This window comes from Holospora elegans E1, assembly GCF_000648275.1.
Classification (GTDB): Bacteria; Pseudomonadota; Alphaproteobacteria; order Holosporales; family Holosporaceae; genus Holospora; species Holospora undulata_A.
This window is the reverse complement of record NZ_BAUP01000008.1, coordinates 1-2679: the sequence shown is the minus strand read 5'-3', so window position 1 is coordinate 2679 and position 2679 is coordinate 1. Positions and strand designations below refer to the sequence as shown.

Annotated in this window: 3 protein-coding genes; all 3 read left to right on the top strand. The window is 41.6% G+C overall.

The window, feature by feature from the left end:
* The coding region (locus HE1_RS09455) for a hypothetical protein (protein ID WP_035543166.1) at positions 1–1582 on the top strand (1582 nt) is incomplete at its 5' end.
* A gap of 12 nt (positions 1583–1594) precedes the next feature.
* On the top strand, positions 1595–2389 hold the full coding sequence (locus HE1_RS00140) for a hypothetical protein (protein WP_035543163.1): 795 nt from the start codon (positions 1595–1597) through the stop codon (positions 2387–2389).
* On the top strand, positions 2370–2679 hold a 310-nt coding region (locus tag HE1_RS00135; RefSeq protein WP_162480057.1), incomplete at its 3' end, for a hypothetical protein. The genes HE1_RS00140 and HE1_RS00135, both read left to right, overlap by 20 nt.

The window sequence follows — 2679 nt, the reverse complement described above, 5'->3', positions numbered from 1 at the left end:
CGCGATAAACATTGCAAAAAACACCGCTCTGCATTGCGCCGTCTATCAAAGCGATCCTGTAAAAACCCTTGCCAGCCAATGCCTGGCAGAGGCCTCTTTGCAAGGGGCAAGCTTTATCGGAAGGGCATATGGGGCCACCTTACCAAAAGATGCGAAAGTTTTTGATTATGTTATAAATACTCCAGCAGAGCCTTGTTTGGACTTCTTGACTCATAAGATTTTACATGCAGGGCTTTCCATGGCATCAACCATCGGGTCTGATGCTATTAATTCTGGTCAGATCAATTGGGATAAAGCTTTTTTGGCTTGCGGCGTCACAGTGGCAGCAGAAAGCACAGCAGAAGGAGCTTTGCGACTTTTTCACGATCAGCTTCCAACACCTTTTGATCAAGAAAGTGGCGATAGCTATTGGGATAGGTGCGATCAAGAGTTAAAAAATTTTGCAGAAAAAACCGCAGCCTCAATAAGAATTATGGGGGCAACGGGGCTAGCCTTGGCGGGCAAGGATTCTGGCGATATCCAGGCGTGCGATCAGGTCACGGCCAACGCTCTGGAAAATAATTTTTGGTTTGTTATTCCCGCGCTTTTTGCCACATTAACAGCTGTGGAGGTTATAGACGGCGCTCAGCACGTTATGGATGAAGTTAATGAGGGGGACTACATTCAAGCTCTAGGCGTCGCGGCAAAGACGGGAATCAAGGCGCTTCCTGGAATGAAATTGCTAAAAACAGCAGTGGAGGCCGGAGAAACCGCTCAAGCTCTGGCAAACGGGTACCAAGAAGAAGGCGTAAAAGGTGCAGGAAAAGTTCTGGCAAAAGAGATTTTTGGGCAAAAAGTTGCAAAAGCCGTCGGAAGAGGGCTGAAAAAGCTGGAAAAAGCAGGAAAAAAAGCTGCCCAAGGAGCAAAAGCGCCCGCTCAAAATGTTTCTGAAGGGATTAAAGCCCCTGCTGAAAAAGTTTCTGGTGGGGAAAAAGTGCTTGCTCAGAAGGCTTCAAAGCAAGAATTTAAAAAAGAGATGAACCCCGAAAAACCTCCAGCACAGCGAAAGCACCTTCCAGAAGGAGCTGGCGGACAGGGCGGGATAGACGAAAAACCAGTTACTGTGAAAGAAAATAGAGAAATAGAAGAATATTTTAAGGAATACAAAGATGAAAAATTCAAGGTCGGGTTGTATGGAAATAAGGATATGAAAGATGTAAGCAGAGACAGAAATGAATGGTTTAAAAATTTAACAGGGGATGTAAGTCAAAATTCAGGTGCATCAATTTTGCATCACGTGGGCACCCACGCCAACAACCGTCAGTTTATTTCTTTTGATATTCATAGAGATGCAGGGGTTTCTATATTAATTCCCAAATCTTGGCATGAATCTTTTGTTCATACAGTCAACACATATAAGTTTAATAATCTTCGAGAGGCGCTGTTTTGGTCTGTTCGAGATTTACGCAATTGTGCTTCTCGTATCGCTGACCCAGTTTTACAACAAGAAGTCCGTAAAGATCTTAACAAGTCTCTTTTAGAAGTTATTCGATTAAATAAAGAATATTTTTCAGAATATTTACAAAAAAATGTCACAAAATAACGGAGGAATACTATGAGAAAAAATGATATACCTTTAAAAACAGATTATACATGTCTTCAAGACATTATGGATGAAATTTATAATTGGCCAATTCATGCAAAAGGTGGAGCAGAACAAGAGCATTGGATGGAATTTCTTCCAAAGTTCGCAGTAAAAGAAGATATATTGAAATCTTTGGAGCGCTATTTTGATATGTGGGATTTGGGGGAAAGAGGCGTTGATTATCTTGAAGAAATTTCTGGATTTCTTGAATGTGAACGGGCATCTTGGTGCGTTTATTATTTATTTAAATCTTTAGTTTTTCTAAAGGATCCTTCTTTTATTCCCTTTGTCATGAAGTATTTTCCAAGTGCTTGGTGCATGGAAGGAATGTGGTTTCAGCCAATGATAAACGTTATTACTAATTATCATCGTTGGGGAGCGTCTTATATTCCTTGGGTGATGCGTTCGTTACATCTTTTGCCTTCTGGGGCGCTTAATGATGCAGCAGGAGAATTTATGTTTAACATGATGTTTGATACGTTTTACCATATAACTCCAGATGTATTTCCCGATCTTTCTGTTGTCGATGCGTTGCCTTTAGGGAAACGAGACATTGTGTTAACTTTAGTAAAAAATGAGGTCCTGGGATGGCAGGAATCTTTGAAAAGAGCGAAAGAAAAGTTAGAAAAAGCTTCGTGTGAAAAAAAAATAAATGATGCTAAAAAAAGTATAGATTCAGCTAAAAAATCTTTGGCCTGTGCTGAATATGTATTGGGGCAACTTTTGTTGCTTCCAGAAGAGGTCATTGGGATTGGTCATCGGTAAAACCTTCCAAAGGGGCAAAATCATCTTTAAGAAGCTTGGAATATGCGCGCTTTTTTTTGTGCCTTTCCTTGCCAGCCAATGCCTGGCAGAGGCCTCTTTGCAAGGGGCAAGCTTTATCGGAAAGGCACGTCAAGAGGGAAGCATAGATTTTTTTAGCCATAAATTGCTCCACGGGGCGCTTTCCATGGCGTCTGCGGTCAATTTTCAGGCTATAAATTTTGACCATACAGATATCAAGCAAGCACTTCTGGCGGCAAGCGCCACTATGGTCTGTGAAAGCGCCTCGGAAG